The sequence below is a fragment of the Geitlerinema sp. CS-897 genome, assembly GCF_028368005.1.
GTDB classification, from domain to species: Bacteria; Cyanobacteriota; Cyanobacteriia; order Cyanobacteriales; family Geitlerinemataceae; genus Baaleninema; species Baaleninema simplex.
The window spans coordinates 1-6,356 of record NZ_JAQNCQ010000184.1; the positions used below are offsets into that span (position 1 = coordinate 1).

General features: G+C 49.9%; 6 protein-coding genes and 1 pseudogene. All 7 read left to right on the forward strand.

Features of this window, described 5'->3' with window-relative positions; all coding sequences use genetic code 11:
* Positions 1–141 precede the first annotated feature (141 nt).
* A pseudogene (locus POG22_RS11555) lies at positions 142–405 on the forward strand (GTP-binding protein); the annotation flags it as partial.
* Complete coding sequence (locus POG22_RS11560; protein WP_498905384.1) at positions 394–906, forward strand: CobW family GTP-binding protein; 513 nt, start codon at positions 394–396, stop codon at positions 904–906. The pseudogene POG22_RS11555 and the gene POG22_RS11560, both read left to right, overlap by 12 nt.
* A 213-nt stretch (positions 907–1,119) precedes the next feature.
* Positions 1,120–1,770, forward strand: a complete 651-nt coding sequence (folE, locus tag POG22_RS11565; RefSeq protein ID WP_063717281.1) for a GTP cyclohydrolase I FolE — start codon at positions 1,120–1,122, stop codon at positions 1,768–1,770.
* Positions 1,771–2,159: 389 nt separating this feature from the next.
* Positions 2,160–4,760 carry a bifunctional aconitate hydratase 2/2-methylisocitrate dehydratase gene (gene acnB / locus POG22_RS11570; RefSeq protein ID WP_498905377.1) on the forward strand — a complete coding sequence of 867 codons (2,601 nt, stop codon included), beginning with the start codon at positions 2,160–2,162 and terminating at the stop codon, positions 4,758–4,760.
* 61 nt (positions 4,761–4,821) lie between these two features.
* Entirely contained in the window at positions 4,822–5,238 is a 417-nt protein-coding gene (locus POG22_RS11575) for a XisH family protein (protein WP_498905379.1), read from the forward strand.
* Positions 5,226–5,567 carry a XisI protein gene (locus POG22_RS11580; protein WP_498905381.1) on the forward strand — a complete coding sequence of 114 codons (342 nt, stop codon included), beginning with the start codon at positions 5,226–5,228 and terminating at the stop codon, positions 5,565–5,567. The genes POG22_RS11575 and POG22_RS11580 overlap by 13 nt, the downstream gene beginning before the upstream one ends.
* 328 nt (positions 5,568–5,895) lie before the next feature.
* The gene (locus POG22_RS11585) at positions 5,896–6,237 is read left to right on the forward strand and encodes a hypothetical protein (RefSeq protein WP_498905382.1); all 342 of its coding nucleotides are present in this window, start codon (positions 5,896–5,898) and stop codon (positions 6,235–6,237) included.
* Positions 6,238–6,356 lie beyond the last annotated feature (119 nt).

Here is a 6,356-nt window from a genome sequence, read left to right on the forward strand (position 1 = left end):
AGTTACGAGCGGAAACCGCTGCTTGGTCGAGCGACATTAACCATTCCCAGCGCGGGGTTGACTGGCAGATGAAGGTAGAGGACGCACGCTGCAAGCTGGCCTCGGTCTACCCTAAAATTAAGTTTTGACGCTGCACTAGATTACTTAATTGTCGAAACGACAGGAATCGCCGATCCCCTTCCCATCATGTTGACGTTTGTGGGAACCGATTTACGGTACTTTACCCGTCTCGATTCTGTTTTAACAACTATCGATGCAGAGAATTTCAACGAAGAATACTATACCAGCGAAGCGGCGACCAAGCAGTTAATCTATAGCGATGTCATCTTGCTCAACAAAACCGATTTAGTCGATTCGCAGCGATTGAACGATGTCGAAGCGAAGATTGGCGAGATGAAAGAAGACGCGAGAATTCTTCGCTGTGAGTATGGAAACGTCCCGCTTCCCCTCATTCTCGATGTGGGGTACAACAATCCCAGTGAGTACCATCACGACGACGCTGAAACCCCATCGAGCGAACATCACCATCACGAACACCATCACCACGAAGAACATCATCACCACGAACACCACCATCATTCCCATCACTTAGAAAACGACGGATTTGTTTCGATATCTTTTCAGAGCGATCGCCCATTTTTACTCGAAAAATTTCAAGATTTTCTCAGCCAACTCCCTCCAGAAATCTTTCGCGCCAAGGGAATTCTCTGGTTTCAAGAGAGCCAGCAGAAACATATATTTCAACTCAGTGGAAAACGCTGCGTTCTCGATGTAACGGAGTGGGAAAACAATCCGCCCAAAAATCAACTCGTGTTTATCGGGCGAGATCTAGATCGCGATCGCCTTCACAAAGCCCTTAAAAACTGCCTTGCGGTTCCAGAAAACCTGAAGGCTTTTCGAGTTTAAATAAAGTCAAGAATAAGATTATTTTTTGAATTGAATAAATAATTTAAATTCAATCAATTTTAATTATTTTTTTGACTAATAAAAAACAAAAATTTTTCAGCTAAAAAACTGAATATATCGAGATTTTACACAAGATAAACACCCATCGCTTCTCTGATGTTGGTTTTATCTCCTGATGTCAAAAAAACGGTTTCTCATCGCCCAGCAAAGACTATGACCTCACAATTTTCATCTGAATTCTTGCCCTCTGAAGCTGCGATCGCCAACATTCCCGAAGCCACCCGAACCCAAGTTTCCACCGAAGAAATGGAACGAGCGGTTCGCACCTTACTCGTAGGACTCGGTGAAGATCCCGATCGCGAAGGACTGCGAGACACCCCGAAGCGCGTCGTCAAAGCCCTCAAATTTCTCACCCAGGGCTACAACCAATCTCTCGACGAACTGCTCAACGGCGCCGTCTTCCACGAAGACACCGATGAAATGGTACTCGTGCGCGACATCGACATTTTCAGTTCCTGCGAACACCACATTCTGCCGATTATCGGACGAGTTCACGTCGCCTACATTCCCAACGGTCGTGTCATCGGACTGTCCAAAATTGCTCGAATTTGCGAAATGTACGCCCGTCGCCTACAAGTCCAAGAACGCCTCACCAACCGTATCGCCGAAGCCCTCGAATCCATTCTCAAGCCCCAAGGCGTCGCCGTCGTCGTCGAAGCCACCCATATGTGCATGGTGATGCGCGGCGTTGAAAAACCCGGATCTTGGACGGTGAGTAGTGCCATGCGCGGTGTATTTGCCGAAGACGTTCGTACCCGCCAGGAGTTTATGAGTCTCATTCGTCACACGCCCGCTTTCCATTGAATCTCATGATTTCCCAGCGCGATCGTCGCAAAGCGCGATCGCGCTTTTCTGACTCGATCGCCTCTTGCGTCCTCTTAGGATGCGATCGCCACCTGAGACAGTCCCCACAGTACCCGTTTCTCACCCCAAACCTCCCATATCACAGCCAGGTTTAGATTAGGGTTTTCTCTCCATCCTGAATTACAGGAGTCCGTCTAAAAAGTCAAGACATCTCGACATCGCCAACCCCAAAACCGGTAAAAGATTCGTTAGCGTAAAGGCAAACACCTCTGACTCTAGCTCTCATCACTGCGATCGCCGTAGGATCGTTAAGATTCGTTACCACGGTTTACTACTATAAATAGACCGCTCCATTGTCGTTAGAGAAGAACCAGGAGAGAAACACCACCATGTTAGAAGCGTATCGCCAACACGCCGCCGAACGGGAAGCAATGGGCATTCCACCCTTACCCCTCACCGCAGAACAAACCTCCGAACTGTGCGAACTCCTCAAAAACCCGCCAGACGAGGAAAAAGAATTCCTGCTGATGCTTCTGCGCGATCGCATTCCCCCCGGCGTAGACGAAGCCGCCTACGTCAAAGCCGGATTTCTCACCGGAATCGCCAAAGACGAAATCCAATGTCCCCTCATCTCCCACCAGGGCGCCGTCTCCCTTCTCGGGACGATGGTGGGTGGCTATAACGTCCAATCCCTCGTCGAACTGCTCAAATCCCGCGACGAAAACCTCGCCGCCGCCGCCGCAACCGCCCTCAGCACCACGCTGTTGGTGTTCGACGCCTTCAACGACGTCTTGGCCCTCTCCGACAGCAACCCCTACGCCAAACAAGTCATCGACGCCTGGGCCAACGCCGCCTGGTTCCTCGACAAACCCAAAGTTCCCAAAGCCATCACCGTCACCGTCTTCAAAGTTCCCGGCGAAACCAACACCGACGACCTCTCCCCCGCCCCCCACGCCACCACCCGCCCCGACATTCCCCTCCACGCCCTCTCCATGCTGGAGTCGAGAATGCCCGAAGGCTTAGACACCATTGTCGAACTCAAGAAAAAAGGTCATCCCGTAGCCTACGTCGGCGATGTCGTCGGAACCGGGTCGTCTCGGAAATCCGCCATGAACTCCCTGTTGTGGCACATCGGCCACGATATCCCCTACGTCCCCAACAAGCGTTCCGGCGGCTTCATCCTCGGCGGTAGCATCGCCCCCATCTTCTTCAACACCGGCGAAGACTCCGGTGCGTTCCCCATCGAATGCGATGTCACGAAGATGGAAACCGGCGATGTCATCACCATCCATCCCTACAAAGGCGAAATCACCAAAGACGGTGAAGTCATCGCCACCTTCACCCTGAAGCCCAACACCATCCTCGACGAAGTTCGCGCAGGCGGACGCATTCCCCTGCTTATCGGACGCAGCCTCACCGACAAAACCCGCGAAGCCCTGGGACTCGAAACCAGCACCCTCTTCGCCCGTCCCGAACTGCCCGAAGACACCGGAAAAGGCTTCACCCTCGCCCAGAAAATGGTGGGGAAAGCCTGCGGACTTCCCGGCGTGCGCCCTGGAACCTCTTGCGAACCGGTCATGACCACCGTAGGGTCTCAAGACACCACCGGCCCCATGACCCGCGACGAACTCAAAGAACTGGCCTGTTTGGGTTTCTCCGCCGACTTGACCTTACAAACCTTCTGCCACACCGCCGCCTATCCCAAACCGGTGGATGTCAAAACCCACAAACAACTTCCCGACTTCTTCTCCACCCGTGGCGGCGTCGCCTTACGTCCCGGCGACGGCATCATCCACTCCTGGCTGAACCGAATGCTGTTACCCGATACTGTAGGAACCGGCGGCGACTCTCACACCCGCTTCCCGTTGGGTATTTCCTTCCCCGCTGGGTCTGGATTGGTGGCCTTTGCCGCAGCGTTAGGCGTGATGCCCTTGGATATGCCGGAATCAGTGTTAGTCCGCTTCACCGGCGAGTTGCAACCCGGCGTCACCCTGCGGGATATCGTCAACGCGATTCCTTGGGTTGCCATCCAAGAGGGCAAACTCACCGTCGGGACAGAGAACAAGAAAAACCTCTTCGCCGGGCGGATTATGGAAATGGAAGGACTGCCGGATTTGAAAGTCGAGCAAGCCTTTGAATTAACCGATGCGACTGCCGAACGTTCTTGTTCCGGTTGCACGATTAAATTAGGAACAGAAACGGTTTCCGAATATCTGCGGTCCAACATCGTCTTGTTGCAAAACATGGTGGCACGGGGCTACCAAGACGCCCGTACCTTGATGCGTCGCGTGGCCAAAATGGAAGAATGGCTGGCGAATCCCGAGTTGATGTCGGCCGACAACGATGCGGAATACACCGACGTCATTGAGGTCAATCTCAACGAGATTAAAGAGCCGATTGTCGCCGCTCCCAACGACCCCGACAACGTGAAATTGATGTCCGAATGTGCCGGAGACAAAATCGATGAAGTCTTCATCGGTTCCTGCATGACGAACATCGGTCACTATCGCGCGGCGGCGAAGGTTCTCGAAGGTGCCGGCCCTGTGAAAGGTCGTCTGTGGATTTGTCCGCCAACGCGCATGGACGAGAAGCAATTGCGCGAGGAAGGGGTTTACGGCGTATTTGCGGCCGCAGGTGCGCGGACGGAAATGCCGGGATGTTCGCTGTGCATGGGCAACCAGGCGCGAGTGGAAGACAACGCCACGGTGTTCTCGACTTCGACGCGCAATTTCAACAACCGCATGGGTAAAGGTGCGCGAGTGTACCTGGGTTCTGCGGAGTTGGCGGCGGTTTGTGCGCTGCTGGGTCGCATTCCCACGGTTGAGGAGTATCTGGAGATTGTGAAGGAGAAAATCGACCCGTTCGCCGGTGAGTTGTACCGCTATCTCAACTTCAATGAAATTGAAGGCTTTGAGGATGAAGGTCGCGTGATTCCCATCGAGGAAATGCCGAAGATTGAGGATATTTTGGGCATTCCCGCGAACGTGTAACTCAGTTGTAGAATGGTGGGGTGGGCGATCGGGCCTGCCCTGCCCAGCGACAAGGAAAGCGATGCCAGCGAAGGATGTTTACCATGATGCGGTTAAAAATGCACTGATAAAGGACGGGTGGACGATTACTTTCGATCCGTATCTCATTAAGTATGCAGAGGTAAAATTAGTTGCCGATTTAGCCGTTGAAAAATCGATTGCCGCGACGAAAGGAGACCGGCAAATCGTCATTGAAGTAAAAAGTTTTATTGGGCGTTCTCCGATGCGTGAATTTGAAACGGCATTGGGTCAATATTTGATTTATCAAACCTTTCTGTCTGTCACCCATCCTGAGATTACTGTTTACTTGGCAGTTGGTCAAAGTATTTATGAAAGATTTTTCAAACAGGTCGCAATTCAACTAATTTTACAAAAGTTTCAAGTTTTCCTGTTAGTTTTTGATATAAAAAATGAGGAGATCTTAGAATGGATAAATTAGCTCATTATCAAGATATAGTCAAAAAAATCCTCACTCAATACGAAGAGATTTCATCCCAAGTTCCCGATCCTGATATCGATGAAGTTCTGATATTTGACGATAAAAGAAGCCAATATCTTTGGTTTAACGTCGGCTGGAAAAACGAGCGGCGAATCAATGCGGCTTCGGTGTATGTTCGGATTAAAAACGAGAAGATTTATATTGAGGAGGATTGGACAGAGGAGGGAATTGCCACAGATTTATTGAGAGAGGGAGTGCCGAAGGAGGATATCGTTTTGGCATTTCACGACCCGGAAACTCGTAAGTTGACTGAGTTTGCTGCGGTTTAGCATTATTGCGAGAACTGTTGAAGGCGGTGCGTGCGCTGCTAGGTGAAATTTCGACGGTGGAGGAGTAAATGGCGATCGTCAGCGAGAAGGTTGCACCGTTTGAGAATGACTGGTATTATTGTATTGTAATTTAATGAAAGTAAAGTAAAGAATTTAAAAGCAAGGTTAGTATGGTGTAGATCAGGTATATTTTTGAAATGCTGGTTAGTGTGCAATAGACAGATCAAGCTGTTTGATTAAGAAGGGTAAGTTTTGCTTGCTCTGCCAAAATAACTTCTTAGATTCAATCCTGTTATTAAGACTACTCTTATAAATTAGGAGTTTTCTAATGAAAGACATGCTAGAGTCACTCCTTGAGTTTACTCAAGACATGACGAATGCTTTGAAGAATGCTCAAAGAACAATTTCCGAGGCAGCAAATGATTTCTTAATAGCTTTATTAGAATTCCTACGCGATGCTCGCATATGGCTGTCTGAAGTTGCAGTTGAAATACGAGAATACCTAACAACACTATTTTCCTACCTCTTTGATTTAGGTATTTCCTTGGTTAAGGTAAGTCTTTTCTACATTCCGAGCATCGCTACTCTGATAATATATGCTGCGGGAAACTCTATTCTTTGGATTGTATTTGCATCTCTGTGGTTTATTCTAGTGCAGCGTCAACTCTAAGAATTAGGGTTAACGGGAGTATTGAGGTAATCTGTAGGGAGCGAGCCGGAGTCCCATGCAGAAAAAATACATTGTGCGCCTGACAGCAGAAGAGCGTCATCAGCTACAGGCAGTGATTA

Excerpts from the sequence above, each read along its gene's own strand:
- POG22_RS11560 (WP_498905384.1), top strand. The coding sequence starts at position 394 with ATGAAAGAAGACGCGAGAATTCTTCGCTGTGAGTATGGAAACGTCCCG.
- folE (WP_063717281.1), top strand. The coding sequence starts at position 1,120 with ATGACCTCACAATTTTCATCTGAATTCTTGCCCTCTGAAGCTGCGATC.
- acnB (WP_498905377.1), top strand. The coding sequence starts at position 2,160 with ATGTTAGAAGCGTATCGCCAACACGCCGCCGAACGGGAAGCAATGGGC.
- POG22_RS11575 (WP_498905379.1), top strand. The coding sequence starts at position 4,822 with ATGCCAGCGAAGGATGTTTACCATGATGCGGTTAAAAATGCACTGATA.
- POG22_RS11580 (WP_498905381.1), top strand. The coding sequence starts at position 5,226 with ATGGATAAATTAGCTCATTATCAAGATATAGTCAAAAAAATCCTCACT.
- POG22_RS11585 (WP_498905382.1), top strand. The coding sequence starts at position 5,896 with ATGAAAGACATGCTAGAGTCACTCCTTGAGTTTACTCAAGACATGACG.